The sequence below is a fragment of the Burkholderia lata genome (assembly GCF_000012945.1).
GTDB classification, from domain to species: domain Bacteria; phylum Pseudomonadota; class Gammaproteobacteria; order Burkholderiales; family Burkholderiaceae; genus Burkholderia; species Burkholderia lata.
The window spans coordinates 3,267,454-3,282,936 of record NC_007511.1 but is presented as its reverse complement, the minus strand read 5'-3'; the positions used below and the strand labels follow the sequence as shown (position 1 = coordinate 3,282,936).

18 protein-coding genes are annotated in these 15,483 nt (G+C 66.7%); 7 read left to right on the top strand and 11 right to left on the bottom strand.

All coding sequences use genetic code 11. The features are described from left to right. Window positions 1-8: 8 nt before the first annotated feature. Window positions 9-830, top strand: coding sequence for an SDR family NAD(P)-dependent oxidoreductase (locus tag BCEP18194_RS37220; RefSeq protein WP_011356493.1), 822 nt, complete (start codon window positions 9-11; stop codon window positions 828-830). A 318-nt stretch (window positions 831-1,148) separates the two neighbouring features. On the opposite strand, the gene surE is transcribed toward BCEP18194_RS37220, so the two are convergent. The 3 genes from surE to BCEP18194_RS37205 form a co-directional block, all read right to left on the bottom strand. Beyond that, a complete protein-coding gene (gene surE / locus BCEP18194_RS37215) occupies window positions 1,149-1,928 on the bottom strand; it encodes a 5'/3'-nucleotidase SurE (protein WP_011356492.1) in 780 nt (259 codons plus the stop codon). A gap of 180 nt (window positions 1,929-2,108) precedes the next feature. After that, window positions 2,109-2,417 carry an AzlD family protein gene (locus BCEP18194_RS37210; RefSeq protein WP_011356491.1) on the bottom strand — a complete coding sequence of 103 codons (309 nt, stop codon included), beginning with the start codon at window positions 2,415-2,417 and terminating at the stop codon, window positions 2,109-2,111. After that, window positions 2,410-3,144, bottom strand: coding sequence for an AzlC family ABC transporter permease (locus BCEP18194_RS37205; protein WP_011356490.1), 735 nt, complete (start codon window positions 3,142-3,144; stop codon window positions 2,410-2,412). The genes BCEP18194_RS37210 and BCEP18194_RS37205 overlap by 8 nt, the downstream gene beginning before the upstream one ends. Window positions 3,145-3,268: 124 nt before the next feature. Between BCEP18194_RS37205 and BCEP18194_RS37200 the strand changes: the two genes are divergently transcribed. From BCEP18194_RS37200 to BCEP18194_RS37190, 3 genes are all read left to right on the top strand, one after another. Continuing rightward, complete coding sequence (locus BCEP18194_RS37200; protein ID WP_006486309.1) at window positions 3,269-3,727, top strand: Lrp/AsnC family transcriptional regulator; 459 nt, start codon at window positions 3,269-3,271, stop codon at window positions 3,725-3,727. 229 nt (window positions 3,728-3,956) lie between these two features. Then, window positions 3,957-4,526: a hypothetical protein gene (locus BCEP18194_RS37195; RefSeq protein WP_041493684.1), complete on the top strand. Its 570-nt coding sequence runs from the start codon at window positions 3,957-3,959 to the stop codon at window positions 4,524-4,526. A gap of 144 nt (window positions 4,527-4,670) precedes the next feature. After that, window positions 4,671-5,372, top strand: a complete 702-nt coding sequence (locus tag BCEP18194_RS37190) for a YebB family permuted papain-like enzyme (protein WP_011356487.1) — start codon at window positions 4,671-4,673, stop codon at window positions 5,370-5,372. A 349-nt stretch (window positions 5,373-5,721) separates the two neighbouring features. On the opposite strand, the gene BCEP18194_RS37185 is transcribed toward BCEP18194_RS37190, so the two are convergent. The 5 genes from BCEP18194_RS37185 to BCEP18194_RS37165 all read right to left on the bottom strand — a co-directional run bounded on the left by BCEP18194_RS37185 (window position 5,722) and on the right by BCEP18194_RS37165 (window position 10,161). Further along, complete coding sequence (locus tag BCEP18194_RS37185) at window positions 5,722-6,354, bottom strand: LysE family translocator (RefSeq protein ID WP_011356485.1); 633 nt, start codon at window positions 6,352-6,354, stop codon at window positions 5,722-5,724. A 210-nt stretch (window positions 6,355-6,564) separates the two neighbouring features. Then, a complete protein-coding gene (locus BCEP18194_RS37180) occupies window positions 6,565-7,434 on the bottom strand; it encodes a hypothetical protein (RefSeq protein ID WP_011356484.1) in 870 nt (289 codons plus the stop codon). A 106-nt stretch (window positions 7,435-7,540) separates the two neighbouring features. Next, window positions 7,541-7,873: a DUF2322 family protein gene (locus BCEP18194_RS37175; protein WP_041493406.1), complete on the bottom strand. Its 333-nt coding sequence runs from the start codon at window positions 7,871-7,873 to the stop codon at window positions 7,541-7,543. Between the two features lie 53 nt (window positions 7,874-7,926). Beyond that, the gene (locus BCEP18194_RS37170) at window positions 7,927-9,360 is read right to left on the bottom strand and encodes an MFS transporter (protein ID WP_011356482.1); all 1,434 of its coding nucleotides are present in this window, start codon (window positions 9,358-9,360) and stop codon (window positions 7,927-7,929) included. A gap of 99 nt (window positions 9,361-9,459) precedes the next feature. Then, window positions 9,460-10,161, bottom strand: a complete 702-nt coding sequence (locus BCEP18194_RS37165; protein ID WP_041493405.1) for a flavin reductase family protein — start codon at window positions 10,159-10,161, stop codon at window positions 9,460-9,462. A gap of 227 nt (window positions 10,162-10,388) precedes the next feature. Here BCEP18194_RS37165 and BCEP18194_RS37160 point away from each other — a divergent pair, with 227 nt between their 5' ends. Then, complete coding sequence (locus BCEP18194_RS37160) at window positions 10,389-10,715, top strand: thioredoxin family protein (protein WP_021160574.1); 327 nt, start codon at window positions 10,389-10,391, stop codon at window positions 10,713-10,715. Between the two features lie 10 nt (window positions 10,716-10,725). Further along, window positions 10,726-11,145 carry a secondary thiamine-phosphate synthase enzyme YjbQ gene (locus BCEP18194_RS37155; RefSeq protein WP_011356479.1) on the top strand — a complete coding sequence of 140 codons (420 nt, stop codon included), beginning with the start codon at window positions 10,726-10,728 and terminating at the stop codon, window positions 11,143-11,145. Window positions 11,146-11,219: 74 nt separating this feature from the next. Here BCEP18194_RS37155 and atsR read toward each other — a convergent pair whose 3' ends face one another. Genes atsR through BCEP18194_RS37140 form a run of 3 tightly spaced genes read right to left on the bottom strand, consistent with a single transcriptional unit; the run spans window position 11,220 to window position 14,455 of the window. Then, window positions 11,220-13,040: a hybrid sensor histidine kinase/response regulator AtsR gene (gene atsR / locus BCEP18194_RS37150; RefSeq protein WP_011356478.1), complete on the bottom strand. Its 1,821-nt coding sequence runs from the start codon at window positions 13,038-13,040 to the stop codon at window positions 11,220-11,222. Continuing rightward, on the bottom strand, window positions 13,037-13,540 hold the full coding sequence (locus tag BCEP18194_RS37145; RefSeq protein WP_011356477.1) for a molybdopterin-dependent oxidoreductase: 504 nt from the start codon (window positions 13,538-13,540) through the stop codon (window positions 13,037-13,039). Before BCEP18194_RS37145 ends, atsR begins: the two co-directional genes overlap by 4 nt. Window positions 13,541-13,582: 42 nt before the next feature. After that, the gene (locus BCEP18194_RS37140; protein ID WP_011356476.1) at window positions 13,583-14,455 is read right to left on the bottom strand and encodes a response regulator; all 873 of its coding nucleotides are present in this window, start codon (window positions 14,453-14,455) and stop codon (window positions 13,583-13,585) included. Window positions 14,456-14,815: 360 nt separating this feature from the next. On the opposite strand from BCEP18194_RS37140, the gene BCEP18194_RS37135 reads away from it, so the two are divergent. Next, the gene (locus tag BCEP18194_RS37135) at window positions 14,816-15,403 is read left to right on the top strand and encodes a tetratricopeptide repeat protein (RefSeq protein ID WP_011356475.1); all 588 of its coding nucleotides are present in this window, start codon (window positions 14,816-14,818) and stop codon (window positions 15,401-15,403) included. The last annotated feature ends 80 nt before the right edge of the window (window positions 15,404-15,483 follow it).

Below are 15,483 nucleotides of genomic sequence, written 5' to 3'. Positions count from 1 at the left end.
TCCCCGATATGGACGCGCCGCTTCCGCCGATCTCCGCTCCGATTCCCGAAACGGAACCTGAAACCGAAACCGTCGCCGAGCCGCGCGCGTCGCGCCTGCATCGGCCGGTTGCGCTCGTCACCGGTTCGACGTCGGGGATCGGCGCGGCGATCGCGCGCCGCCTGGCGGCGGACGGCTATGCGGTCATCCTGCATTCGCGCAGCTCGGCCGACGTGGGGCGAGCGATGGCGCGCGAACTCGGTGCGGCCTACGTGCAGGCCGACCTCGCCGACGATGCCGAACGCGTGCGGCTGATCCGCGAAGCCGTTGCCGTGCACGGGCGGCTCGACGTGCTCGTCAACAATGCGGGCGTCAGTCGCGTGATTCCGCACGACGATCTTGCTGCGGCGACGCCCGAGGTGTGGCGCGAGATGCATGAGATCAACGTGATCGCACCGTTCCGGCTCGTCGCCGAGGCGGAAGCCGCATTGCGCGAGGCGGCGTCGCATGGGCGGGCCGGGTGCGTGGTGAACGTCAGTTCGCATGCGGGCGTGCGGCCGAAAGGCGCGTCGATTCCGTATGCGGCGGCGAAGGCCGCGCTCAATCACACGACGCGGCTGCTCGCGCGCACGCTTGCACCGGCGATTCGCGTCAATGCGGTCGCGCCGGGGCTCGTCGATACGCCGCTGACTGCCGACTGGACGGACGCGCAGCAGCTCTGGCGCGAGCGCGCGCCGATGCGCCGCGCGGCGACGCCGGACGACATCGCGCAGACGGTCGCGATGCTCGTCGCGTCCGACTACGTGACGGGCGAGATCGTGATGCTCGACGGGGGAATGAACCTGACGTGACGCGGTGGCTCGGTCGTTCGGTGAAGTGGTGAAGTGGTGAAGTGGTGAAGTGGTGAAGCGGTAAGGCGGTAAGGCGGTAAGGCGGTAAGGCGGTAAGGCGGTAAAGCGGTAAAGCGGTAAAGCGGTAAAGCGGTAAAGCGGTAAAGCGGTAAAGCGGTAAAGCGGTAAAGCGGTAAAGCGGTAAGACGGTAAGACGGTAAGACGGTAAGACGGTAAGACGGTAAGGCAGTGATGCGGTAAGGCCGTGATGCAGCCGGGCAACCGCGCGCAGGTACCACGCGCAATCGCCGCGACCGCTGCCTCGCCGACCCGCGCGGATCAGCCGAGGCTCGTCCGCAACCGTGCAAGCGCCTGATCGTGCGTGCGCTCGAACTTCAGCGGCGTGACGGCGACATACCCTTCACCCAACGCAACCGTTTCCGAATCCGCATCGTCGTCGCGCGGCGCGCGGGCGAGCTTCAGCCAGTGATACTCGATGTCGCGCGGGTCGCGCCCCGACACGATCTCGACACCCTGCAGCGTACCGGCGCCCTGGTTCGTTACCTTGAGGCCACGCACGTCCTGCGCGGGCCGCGGCGGGAAATTCACGTTCAGGCACGCGTCGCTGTCCCAGCCGGCCGCAACGAGCCGGCGAATCACGTCCGGCGCGAGCGCGAGCGCCGTGTCCCACGGCACCGCGTTGCGATCGGTGAACGCCTGGCTCAGCGCGATGGCCGGCACGCCGACCAGCATGCTCGTCATCGCGGCACCGACCGTGCCGGAAAACACCGTTTCGGTACCGAGGTTCCCGCCGCGATTCACGCCGGACAGCACGATGTCGGGCCGTGCATCCTTCATCAGGTGGCTGATCGCGATCGCGACGCAATCGCCGGGCGTGCCGCGCACCGCGAAACGGCGGTCGCCCTTGCGATGCACGCGCAGCGGTTCGTGCAGGCTCAGCGAATGCGACGTGCCGCTCTGGTCTTCCGCCGGCGCGACGATCCACACTTCGCGCGCCAGTTGCGTGGCGACCTGTTCGAGCACGTCAAGGCCGGGGGCGTCGATTCCGTCGTCGTTGGTGAGCAGGACACGATCGAACAGCGGGCGGGTTTCTTGCATCGGGACGATCCTCGCGGAGATGGGGATTGAGAGGGAAGTGCAGCGTGGCGCAAGCCACAAGGCTAGCATTCCCGCGTGAGAATCGTCGTGTCGCGCGGTGGGCGCGGATGTGAAAACGGGCGCATCGCGCGCCCGTTGGTCGGTGTTCGTGCCGCGACGTGCGCGGCGGGTCGGAACCGCTCAGCCGAGCAGGTGCCGCAGCAGGCCGGCCGACACGACGCCGACGATGACGGTCGGCAGGATCGACAGGCGCGTCGCCGCGATCAGCGTAATGGCCAGCGCGAGCAGGTCGGCCGGGCGCGTCGACACGAAGGCCGGCGCGATCACCGAGATCAGCACGCAGCCGGGCACGTTCTCCATCACCGACGCCATCCGCGGGCTCAGCGTGCGGTTGCGCAACAGCACGTAGCCGAGGATGCGCGACAGATACGTGGTCGACGCCATCAGCACGATCGTCGCGACCGTGCTGAAATCCGGGAAATCAGGCATCGCGCGGCTCCCACAGCAGCGCGGCGATCAGCCCCGCGCAGGCGCCGGCCGCGACGTACCACGCGCCGGGCACGGCCAGGTGCGTGGCTGCCGCGACGACGAGGCTCACGAACCACGGGCGGCTCGCGCGCATCCCTTTCCACATCCCGCGCAGCAGCACCAGAAACACGGCCGTGAACGCCATGTCGAAGCCGTACTGCTCGACGTTGCCGATCGTCGGGCCGACCGCCGCGCCGAGCGTGGTCATCGAGATCCACGTCAGGTAGAGCCCCACGCAGATGCCCGCGTAATAGGGCACGCTGATGTGCGTGGCCGAGCGGGCCCTTGCGTCGGCGAGCGACATCGCCCAGCTTTCGTCGCACATGAAGAACAGTGCGAAGAACGCGCGGCGGCGCGGCAGGCGGCGGATATACGGCTCGAATGCAGCGCCCATCAGGATGTGGCGCGAATTCACGAGGAACGACATCGCGACGATCAGCGCGATGTGCGGTGGCGAACTCCACAGATGGATCGCCGCGAATTCGGAGCCGCCGCCGAAGTTCATGCCGGTCATCATCGGCACTTCGAACAGGCTCAGCCCTTTTTGCGCGGCCTGCGCGCCCAGCACGAGCGCGAACGGCACGAAACCCAGCATGACGGGCAGCGCCGCGCGCAAACCGCGACCCATCTCGGCGACATAAGCGGGCTTGTCGCGAAGCCCTGACGACGTTGAAACGCTACTGCTCATTACTCCTCCTTCGGGGAAGGAATTGTCTGCTTTTTTGACTCGAATCGGGTTGCGTTGTGGCCAGATTTTTCTCAGAATTTGGCATTGAACGCGTGATACGCGAATTTTTTGGAATCGAATGCCAATGAAACTTGATGCCATCGACCGCCGGATCCTGAGCGCGCTCCAGCGCGACGGCCGCATGCAGAACGTGGAGCTCGCACACGAGGTCGGCCTGTCGCCGTCGCCGTGCCTGCGGCGCGTGCGGCTCCTCGAGGAAGCCGGCGTGATCGAGAAATACGTGGCCGTGCTGAATCCCGCGAAAGTCGGCAAGGGGCTGACGATCTTCACGCGCGTGTGGCTGAAGGGGCAGGACGCGGAATCGGTCAACCGCTTCGCCGAGGCCGTCCAGCAGATGCCGGAAGTCGTCGAGTGCCACCTGATGGCCGGCGATTGCGATTTCCTGCTGCGCGTCGTCGCGGCCGATATCGACGACTACCGGCGCTTCCAGATGGAATACCTCACGCGCATTCCGGGCGTGCTGAGCGTGAAGACCGACATTCCGATGCAGAAGGTCAAGCTCACGTCGGCGCTACCGACCTAGCGCGACGCGCGGGGCATGGCTACGCGACGACGGGTCGACGAACGGTCACGGCTCGGTGACAATCGCTCGATAGACTGACGAATCACGCCGCGTCGAACCGGTTGCCTGAGTGGTTGCGCGACGTTCGATGCGCAAGCAACTAACGGTCAATGTCGACGCGATCGGGCAGGCGGCGCTGCGCGCCGGGTCGTGTGCTGATGCAGATGCGTTTCTTCTTGTCGGGCCATTCATGCAGCCAATCAACACGCCGTGGAATTCGCTGGAAATCGTCAAGCTTGTGCTGGGCGTGCTGACGCCGTTGTCGGTCGCGTGTCTTGGCTGGCTCGTCGCGCGCCGCCTGAAGCGGCTCGAACTCGTGCAGTGGACCAACCAGCGATTGATCGAAAAGCGGCTCGCGCTGTACGACGCGGTCGCGCCGCAGCTCAATGCGTTGCTGTGCTTCTACACGTGGATCGGCTACTGGAAGGACATCTCGCCGGACGACGTGATCCGCGCGAAGCGCGACCTCGACCGCACGTTCCACATCTACCGTTACCTGTTCGACGACGACGTGTACGACGCGTATCACACGTACATCCATGCGCTGTTCGACATGCATACGGGCCCGGGCCGCGATGCGCGGATCCGCTCGCTGATCCAGGCGCCAGACGGCGACCGCAGCGTGCACGGCTCGTATGAATGGAAACCGGTGTGGTCGGACCGCTTCGCGACCGCGAATGTCGTGCCGAAGGACGACGTGCTGCGGCACTACACGGAGTTGATGGAGCGGCTGCGCGTGGCGCTGGGCGCGACGCGCTGAAGGCGTCGGCACCTGCGCACCGCTTCACGCCGGTATCGAAATCCGTCACCGGGCGGCGCGAATACCCGCTCCCGCACATGAAGCGGATGCGGAGCCAGGCTGCTGCTGACATGCTCGCGCCATCTCCACTCGCGCGAGGTCCGTATGGTTGTCGATACCGGCTGCCGGCCGCTTATGATCCGCCCGCCCGAAGCGGGCAGGCGGCGTCTCTTCTCCATTGGTTCTTCTCATCCGCATGACGTGCCGTTGCCGATCGAGCCGGAGGTCGGCGACATCGTCTTCATCCGCGTGACCGTGCGGCCATTTCTCGAAGTGGCGAGCGCGACGCGCTCATGGACGAATCACGTCGGGATCGTCGTCGGCGAGCGCGGCGGTGAACCGCTGATCGCGGAGAGCACGTTTCCGCTGTCGCGCGTCACGACGATGTCGCGGTTTCTTGCGCGCTCCGATCGCGGCGCGTGCGTGATCGCGCGGCTGAAGCAACCGCTCGATGCCGTGCAGCGGCGCCGGCTCGTGGAGGCGGCGATGCGCCGGATCGGCGTGGTCTACGACACGGGGTTCAATCTCGCGTCGCGCCGGCAGTTCTGTTCGCGGTTCGTGCGCGAAGTGGTGCGCGATGCGACGCGGATCGTGCTCGGCGACGTCGAGACCTTCGACATGCTGCTGCGCCGGAATCCCGACCATCCGCTCGGCTTCTGGAAGATCTGGTACTTCGGCCGGATTCCGTGGCACCGCCGCACAGTGACGCCGGCGAGCTTGCTAGGGAGCGGGGCGTTGCGAGTGGTGGCGGACACGCGAGAGCACGTTGAAAACGTGTCCGAAGGTGACGACCCGGACAGCGTCTGACTCAAGCGAGCGCGGTCACGAATCTTTTGTCACCGGCGGACGCCTGCTTGGGCGGCGCATCGGGTGATCGCGCACGCTGGCTCGCCACGAACGCGAGCCAGCACTACTCCACAATGGGCTCGCTCGTTTCCATGCCTTTCGCGATATCGGTCGACGCTACGCTGGCCGCTGGCCGCTTGCCGTGCAGCAAGCATTGCGTCGAGCGCTGCAAATTCCTCGCTGTTCAGTCGTTCGTATTCAGCGCGCAACTCGGGGTCAGACAGTGCGCGTTTGCGCAGATCCTCGTACGTTCCCATACCCAACCTCATTAATTTGATTGCGCCCGTTTGATTCACCGACAGGCTCACGACTATTGCCGCCCCGCCACCGCCAACCGCGCCGCCAGCCCCACGAACACCGACCCGAGCAGATACTGCGGCAGCTTCGACGGGCGGCGGCGCGCGCCGATCCGCTGGCTCAACCGGCTCGCGGACAGGATGACCGCGCCGTTCACGATGAGGCCGATCAGGTTCAGCACCGTCGCGAGCACGAGAATCTGCACGGCGATCGAACCGTGTTCGGGCCGCACGAATTGCGGAAACAGGGCGAGCACGAACAGCGCCATCTTCGGGTTCAGCAGGTTCGTCGTCAGCCCCTGGCGGAAGATCGCCGCGGTCGAGTGGCGACGCTGCGACGCGACGGGCGACAGCGCGGTCGCATCCGAACGAAACGTCTTCCACGCGAGATACAGCAGATAGGCCGCGCCCGCGAAGCGCACGACGTCATAGGCGAGCGGCACCGCGACGAACAGCTGCGACAGCCCGAGCGCGGCCGCCAGCGCGTGGCAGTAGGTGCCGGCCTGGATGCCCGCGAGTGTCGCGAAGCCGGCGCGGCGGCCCTGGCTCACGCTGCGGGACGCGATCAACAGCATGTCGGGGCCCGGCGTGGCGGTCAGCGCGAGACACGCGCCGGAGAACAGCGCGAGCGTGGAGAGGTCGATCATGGGAGTCCCTTTCGTGGATGCAGCGTAAAAGGGAGGTCAGTTTAGGAGCACGCGCGAGGTCGGTCAATCGAACGAACGGACGATGGTCCGGCCGGAAAGCGAGGCCGGTCGTCAACTCATGTGCGCGGACCAAGGCACACCGATAGTCCCCGACACTGCATCAACGGCGCACACCAATGCTGCGCCTTGCGTGAACGATCGTCGCACCGCTCAACGCTTGCGGCAGGCCACCTGGTAATCGATCACGGTGTTCTTCGACGGCTCGTCCGGCTCGCCGCCGACCGTCGTCACGCCGAGCACCCCGGCCGCGCTCCGGTAGCGCAGCGCGCAATAGCCCATGCCGGTGCCCGAACACGCTTCGGCTTCGATGACGCCGTGTTTCGCGAGCGTCGCCGCACCGTCCATCGCATCCGGCTTCTCGCGCGGGCGCAGCGGTTGCCAGCCTTTCGCGATCAGGATCCGGCGCGCGACGTCGAGCGGCTTGCCGTACACGTTGGGCACGACCGCGCGGCCTTCGCAGTAAGTGCTTTCAGCCGCGACCCGCGTCAGTCGCAGGCCGCCGTTCTCTTCGTGCAACTCGCCGACGGGCGGTGCCGGGCCATCGCCGCCCCAGATCAGCAGCGCGCCGTTTTCCAGCCGGTCGGCCGTGCCGAGCTGCCAGCCCGCCTTGCGTGCCGTGTAGCCGAGTGCGACGAGCGTCGTGCCGTCGAACACGCCGATGTTGCCGTTGCGCGCGAAGCAGATCGCGCTCGTGCCGGCGCTGAATCCGCTCGCGAACGTGACGACCGTGTAGCGGCCGAGCGGTGCTTCTGACGTCACGATCCAGTCGCGCTTCGCGACTTCACGGCCGGCCGCGGTGGTCGTCTTTGCGCGATATTGCGTGCAGAACGAGTCGAGCGAGCCATTCTCCGGCGAGTGCGGCAGTACGCTTAGCGGCACCAGCGACGCACCGGCGATGTCGGAGGCCGTCCGCAGTGGATCGGCCGATGCCGTGCCGCCGAGCGCGGCATACGCAACGGCTGCGATCGACACGATCGAAGCAAGACGGCGGGCAAACGGCAACGCAACGAAACGGGACACTTGGGCTGTCTCCGGAGAAAGGGGGACGGGCGCGATGATCGCGGGTTTTCTCCCGCGTGTCACGGCCGCGAGCCGTCCGGCTGCACGCTTGCGTGACGTTGGCGACTCAGCCCTTCGCGACGACGTCGATCCGCAGCGCTTCGCCGCCGTCGACGATGGCCAGCAGACGATCGACGTTCGGATGCGCGCCCGGGCGGTTGCGTGCGTCGGCCGTATGTTCGGCGAACACCGCGAGGCCGTGCTCGGCGGCTTTCGCGTCGAGCGTGCCGAATGCCTGCTTCAGGTAGTGGTACACCGCGAGCGAGCCTTGCTTGCCCGGCTGGTTCTCGATGGTCGCGACCACGTCGCCGTTCGCGCCGACGAGATCGATGCGCGCGACGCCGTCGATGGCCGGCAGTTGCGCGAGGTTGTCCTTGAATACTTGGGTCGGTTGAATCACTGAAAACACTCCGTCGGTTCGGTCAGGGGCCAATGAGCATGGCCGGCCGTATCTTATCCGATCGGCCTCCGCGCACCGGCCGGCACGCGGGTGCCGGCCGTGCGCCACGCCAGCGCCGCGCCCGCGAGCTGCACGGCGCTGCCGGCCAGCATCGCGACCCGCAGCCCGACCGTGCCGCCGCCGCACGCGTCGTACAGCGCGCCCAGCATCGCCACGCCGAACACGGCGCCGATCATCCGTGTGACGTTCATCAGCGAAGCAGCGGTGCCCGCCCGTGCGGCCTCGACCGCGCCGACCGCCGTCGCGGCCAGCGACCCGACGGCGAGGCCGAGCCCGGTGCCCGTCAGCGCGAGCCCCGCTTCGGCCCACCAGAGCATCGGCGCATGCGGATCGGTCGACCCTGCCGCGCCGATGCCGATCGCGGCGAGCCCGAGCCCCATCAGCGCGACGCCGCCCGCGCCGGCCGTGCGCCCGCCGAAGCGGGCCGCGAATGCGCCTGAGCCGAACGACACGAGCGCGAACGGCACCGACATCGGCAACAGCGCGATGCCCGCGCCGGTGGCGTCGAGCACGTGGTGGCTCTGCCACGCGAGCGGCAGCACGAACAGCATCCCGTAGCCGCCGAACGTCATCGTGCCGTTGCCGACGAGCATTCCGCGGAACGCGCGGTTCGCGAACAGGTCGAGCGGCACGAGCGCGGCTGTACCGAGGCGGCGTTCGATCCGCACGAACAGCGCGATGGCAGCCACGCCGGTCGCGACCAGCAGCGCCGCGCGCAGCGCGCCGTGACGCGCATCGATCGTCGCGAATACGACGCAGCCGATCGCGATTGCGCCGAGCGCCTGCGCGGCCGGATCGAAGCGCCGGCCCTGCGGATCGGCCGATTCCGGCACGACGGCGCGGGCCAGCGCGATCGCGGCCGCGCCGAACGGGATCACGACGGCGAAGATGCTGCGCCAGCCGAACGCGTGGATCAGCACGCCACCGAGCGTCGGCCCGACGATCATCGCGATGCCGCCGCACGCGGCCCAGATGCCGAGCGCGCGCGCTCGTTCGGCCGGGTCGCGCCAGATCACGCGGACGATCGCGAGCGAAGCGGGAATCAGCAGCGCGGCGCCCGCACCGGCAAGCGCGCGGCCCGCGATCAGCACGCCGAGCGTCGGCGCGAGCGCGCACACGATCGATGCGCCGCTCAGCACGGCCGCGCCGAGCACGAACGCACGGCGCCTGCCGTACAGGTCGCCGACGAGGCCGCCCGTGAGCAGCAGCACCGCATACGCGAGGTTGTACGCGTCGATGACCCATTGCAGCGCGCCGACGCGTGCGCCGAACGCGGTGCCGATCGGTTCGGTCGCGAGATTGACGATCGCGGTGTCGATCTGTGCGATCAGCACCGCGATGCACAGCGCCGGCAGCACGAGGCGGTGCCGGGTTGGCGCGGCGGGTTCGGCCGCGCCGGCGGAAGCATGACGAATCGTCGGGTTCATCGGTGTTCTCCTGGTCGTGCGTCGCGCCGGCGGCTGGCGGCAACGATGAGGTTCAGGTGATGCGTGGCCCTTGCCCATCGGGCCGACCGTTGTGCTCCATTACCGCCCCGCGCCAACCGGCACGCCCGCATCGCGCGAGCGCTCGATGTCCGGGCTGCGATACGCGCGCTCGGGAATCTCGGCGAGTCGCGACGCGTGCACCTGATGCGGCGTGAGGCCGTAGAACCGCTGAAAACTCATGATCAGCGGCGACCATTTGTCCGGATCGATGCGGTCCGGATGGCCGTCCATCAGCAGGTCGGGATGCACGTGCACACGCTGGATGCGCAACTCGAACAAGCGGATGTGGCCACGCACGTCGGGCGCGTCTTCTCCGATGCCATGCGTGGCCGCGACGACCGCTTCCATGTGCACCGGGCATTCGAGCGCACGCGGCGGCGCGACCGTTTGCGACGCCGCTTCGGTGAGCCCGGCCGTGCCGAACTTGTCGGGCTCGTACACATAGCCCTTCGCGCGCTTGCCGTCCGGCACCGGGTAGGTGCCCGTCGTGCGCGCGATCCGGTCGACCGCGTGCGCCTGGGCCGACGACGGCAGGTTCAGCACGCACTCGCCGGTGCGCAGCAGGTTGCGGGTGGTCTGCGAACTGGCGGCGATGCCGATCACGCCGCGCCAGCCGAGCCAGAACGCGGACGAGATCGGCGCGAGATTGGCCGTGCCGTCTTCGTTCAGCGTGCTGACCAGCACGACGGGCGTGCCGAAATAGAGGATGTTCGGTTCGGTGACGCAATGCGGAGCGTTCATGGTCGGAGCCTTCGTTGAGGGATCAGTCTGCATGCTGATCCTGTCTCGACGGCGCGGCGCTCCGAATCTTGTCGTGTCATTCCCGGCGGTGCGCCGCGACGGCATTTGCGCCGGGCAGGACCGCCCGGCATCGCGTGCGCTTTTCCGCTACAGTGGGAGATCGCAGGCCGCACCCGCCGCATCGCACGGGCGCGCGGCCCTGTTCCGCCAACGCACACGAGGGCCTGATGGATACCGAGCAACGCTACACCGCCAACGCGCCGACGCGCGCGGAAGTCGACGCACTGGGCGGCGCGACCGTCATCGAATTCGGCGCGAACTGGTGCGGGATCTGCGCGGGCGCGCAGCCGGCGATCGTGGCATCGTTTTCCGCGCATCCCGCCGTGCGGCACCTGAAGATCGAGGATGGCCCGGGCCGTCCGCTCGGCCGCTCGTTCGGCGTGAAGCTGTGGCCCACCCTGGTGTTCCTGCGCGATGGGGTCGAAGTCGCGCGCGTCGTGCGTCCGGCCGACGCGAAGCAGATCGAAGCCGACGGCTTCGCCGCGCTGGCCTGAGGTCAAGGCGATGCAACAGGCGATCACGCACATCGGCATCGACACGCGCGGCAGCGGCCTCGTCGAATTCACGCCGCAGGTGCGCGCATTCGTCGACCAGCAGGCGATCCGCACCGGCCTGCTCACCGTGTTCTGCCGCCATACGTCGGCATCGCTGCTGATCCAGGAGAATGCGGATGCGTCGGTGCAGCGCGACATCGAACGCTACTTCGCGACGCTCGCGCCCGAGGACGCCACGCGCTACGAGCACGACACCGAAGGTGCTGACGACATGCCGGCGCACCTGCGCACGGCGCTCACTCAGGTGCAATTGTCGATCCCGGTCGAGCAGGGGCGCATGGTGCTCGGCACGTGGCAGGGCATCTATCTGTTCGAGCATCGCCGCGCGGCGCACCGCCGCGATATCGTGCTGCACCTGATCGGCGAGTAAGCGGCCGCACGCGGCAACAAGCGGCAACAAGCGGCCACAAGCGGCCACAAGCGGCACTTCGCTGGCGCACCGGCTCAGGCGAGCAGCTTCTCGACGAGCGCGCCGAGTTCGCGCAGGTGGACGGGCTTCGGCAGGAATTCGTCGAACACCCGCTTGTTCTCGCGCAGCGCGGCCGATTCATAGGCGCTGACACCGAGGATCGCCGGATGCCGGCCGTCGTCGTCGGGCACCGCGACCGTGCGAATCCGCCGCGCAACCTCGAAGCCGCTCAAGTCCGGCAGCTCGAGATCGATCACGACAATGTCGTAATGGCACGTGCCGAAGCGCGCGACGCCTTCCTGCCCGGTGCTGCACAGATCGGCTTCGATGCCGAGCGCCGACAGCATCGCGCCGAGCGTTTCGCGCGCGTTGTCGTCGTCGTCGACCACCAGCGCGCGCCGGTCGCGGTGCGCGGCCGCGTGCGGCAGTGCGAGCGCGTCGCCGGCCGCGTTGCCGGCGGTGTCGATGCCGGGCACTTCGGCCGGCAGCGTCACGACGAACTCGCTGCCTTCGCCGACCACACTGCGCACGTCCACATGCCCGCGCAGCGTCGTCACGATTTCGCGCACGACGGCGAGCCCCATGCCGATCCCGTCCACATGCAGCCCGACCGCGTCGTTCGCGCGATAGAACGGCTCGAAGATCTTCGACAGGTGCGGCTTCGCGATGCCGGTGCCCGTGTCGCGCACGGCGATCTTCACTTGCTGGCCGGCGGGTGCATCGACGAGTGTGATCGACACGTCGATCGATCCGCCGAGCGTGTATTTGACCGAGTTCTCGATCAGGTTCGACAGCACCTGGCGCAGCAGCTTGCGATCGGAACGGATCTGGAGGCCGTGCGGCTCGACCTGCTGCGCGACCGCGATCCGCTTGGCGGCGATCTTCTCGCGCAGCGGGTCGAGCACTTCGGCGAGCAGCGACGCCATGCCGACGGTTTCCCGTTCGGCGAGGCGCTTCGTCGAGCGCAGCTTGATGTAGTCGGTCAGGTCCTTGACGAGCGCCTCGAGCGACAACGCGGAATTCTGCAGCCGCCGGATCGTTTTCAGGTTCGCGTCCGACTGCGGGCGCGCGAGCAGGATCTCGACCGATCCGCAGATCGCCTGCAGCGGCGTGCGCAACTCGTGGCTGACCATCCCGAGGAACGCGTTCTTCGCCTCGATCATTTCGAACGCGCGGTCGGACGCCTTGCGTTCCGCGTCGAGCGCCGCGTCCTGCCGTTCGAGCAGGTCGTCACGCGTGCGCATCGTATAGAACAGCAGCAGGAACAGCGCACACAGGATCACGCCGAGCACGATGCCGAGGATCAGGATCGCGCGCTGCTTTTCCTTCAGCTGATGGAACGTGAAGTCGCGCTGCGCCATCTCGATCGCGCGGAAATAGTTCGCGAGGGCGTTGACCTTCGGCCAGTACGCATTGACCTCGTCGATGACCTGCTGTGCGCCTTTCGGCGAGTCGCGCAGCAACGGCACGTTGCTTTTCAGGCGCGTCATGAATTCGCCGAGCGCGTCGATCTCGTTGCGCGCGCGCGGGATGCGCAGCCAGTATTCGGACACTTCCGACGGCCGCTGCAGAAAGCCGAACGACACCGACAGGCTGTCGAGCTGCATTTGCACGTGATCGAAGTCGTCGTCCTGGTGCGTCGCGTAGAGGATCAACTGCCGGTCGAATCGCGTATAGACGTTCCGGTATTGCGCGGCGGTCCAGAACACGCCTTCGCGCGGCCCTTCGAGCACGCCCTCGTTGACCGAGGTGGCGAGCAGGTCCCACAGCAGGAAGGCCCACGCGGCGAACCCCATGATCCACAGCGAGCCGAGGACCAGGATGATTTTTCTATTTTTCCATCGCCCGCGCTTCATTTCACCGTCAGGCCGATGATCTGCCACGCGAACTTGGCTTCGCCGAGCGGCGTCTTCAGTTCATCGGGATACTGGTCGCGCGGGTACATGATCCACAGCGGGCCGTAGTTGTCGTTGCCGAGCACCTTGCCGTTCATCGTCCGCGCGAGGATCACGCCGTAACGATCGGCGTCGGATACGGGAATCGTGAACGTGTACTCGTCGATGCAGCGGAATTCGATCTGCGTGCCGTGCGCGCCGACGGTCTTCAGGATGTCGGACAGGCGCGGGCCGGTGAAGGTCGCCTTCGGCGTCCAGCTCGTCGACGTGACGATCGTGTGCTGCGGCAGCGCCATCAGCGCCTGCTCGGAAAACACGTATGCCGTGTTGCCCTGCTGGTTGTGCTTGTCGATCTTGCCGTCGACGGTGAACGTGAACGACGAAGCGGCCCAGGTCGCGGCAGCCATGCCGAGCAGGCAGGCGGTCAGCAGGCTTTTGGTCCAGATGGTCGAAATTCGCATGTCTTGCCCTCGGTCGTGCGGTGGTGATTTGTCGTTGTGGTGTCAGTTCGCGGCGGCCGTGGCCGGCAGCGTGATCTTCAGTTCGCGCGCCACTTCGGCGAACAGGATCGGCAGGCGCACCGGCTTTTCCTCGCAGCGCGCGTTGTAGTGCGACACGATGTGCGCGATTTCGTCCTCGCTGGCTTCGCCGGTCGAGATCTTGCCGGTCAGCAGGAAGATCGGCGCGCCGCTGTTCTCGCTCGAGCGGATGCCGCGCACGAGTTCGGCGGCGGTCTGGTCGCCGAGCATCCAGTCGAGGATGTAGCCGTCGAAATCCTCGACCTCCAGTGCCTTGCGGAACGCCGCGCCGTCGAAATACGGGATCGCGTTCACGCCTTTCTCGATGAAATATTCACACACCGTTTCGGCGACATCCTGCGAATCGTCGACCACGGCGATTCGCGCCGCATACACGTTCGGCTGGGTCGAGCGCAGCTCGATGACGTCGACCGGATACGTGCGGCCCTCGCGCGCGTGCTCGCGTTCGGTGATGAGCCATTCGCCCTGCCACTGCAGCGCGACGAAATCCGTCTCGCTCTGGCTACTGGCCTTGGTCGAGATCGCCGCGCGGCAGCGAAAGCGCCGCGACTCGATCACGAGCGTCGCGTCGATCATTTCGGCGGCGGCCGGCTGCGTGCCCTTGTCGTCGAGCAGGATCGCGGGCGGCACGCCGAAGTGCGTCGCGATGTCCTGCAATTGCGACAGGTTCCACGGGATCAGGCCTTTCATCTTGCGCGTGACGACCGAGAAGCTCAGGCCGAGCACGTTCGCGATCGTCGTGTTGTGACTTCGCGGCGGAATGCCGTTCCGGTTCAATAGGTCGCGCACCTTGTTGGCGGTGATCAGATCGACGTTGGCCTGCTCGGTGGTGGACATCTCGATGGGGTCTCCAGGGGTTTTTGGCGAGGGTGAGCATATCAAAACTGACGTGTCACGCAAACTTCGAAAAAGCGAATGACCTTGACATGCCATTTTTCTTCATTATTATTGCTCACCACGTCACTATTGTTTGTCGCGTCATGTTTGGAGATCATTGACGACAACAGTCGGTACAGCGAAAAGCGACAACAATGAAACAGTGACTGAACGATTCGAAGAGAGAACCTGAGAGAGCCTTGGAGTGCGTGTCGGCGTCGGCGGATTGTATCCGCTGCGCCGCGCGCCGCCGGGTGCGAGCTCGCGGGGGTGGGATAGCTCGAAGAATTGCGGCGCCAATAAAACTTGAGGAAGGTAACAATGTACCGCCGTTTACTCGCACCGGGGCTGCTGTTGCTATTGGCCGCGTGCGCGCAGGATCCGTCCGTCACCAGCAACACGGTGCGGATCTGCGACGACACAGGTTGTTCCGACCGTCCTAAAGATCAGGTGTCCTATCAAAAAAGGGACGATTCGGAAGACCAGGAAAGCCCGCGCATCGCTGCGCTGAAGCAGACCGCGAAGACCCAGCCGAAGGCCGCCTACGACCTCGGCCTGCGTTATTTCCGCGGCGACGGCGTGCGCCAGGACAGCTACCAGGCACTCAAGTGGATGCGCGAGGCCGCCGAGCGTGGCGACCTGCAGGCGCAGAAGGCGCTCGGCAGTTTCTACCTGTTCGGCCTCGAGGAAATGGGCTCCGACGCGCGTGAAGCGGAGAAGTGGCTGTCGATCGCGGCCGGCCGTGGCGACAAGGAGTCGAAGAAGCTGCTCGACTTGGCGCGCAAGGCGAAGAAAGAAGACGAAGAAGACTGGAAATGGCGCACGGAATGGCGTGACCGCTATTACGGCTACTGGTACTCGGGCTATCCGTACTACGGCGTCTGGCAGCAGACGTACTGGTACTACTGACCGGGCCTGAAGCAACGGGGGCAGCAGCGGGGAGACCACCATCGCGCGCCAGCCGGGGGGCTTATCGAAGTTCGCACGAA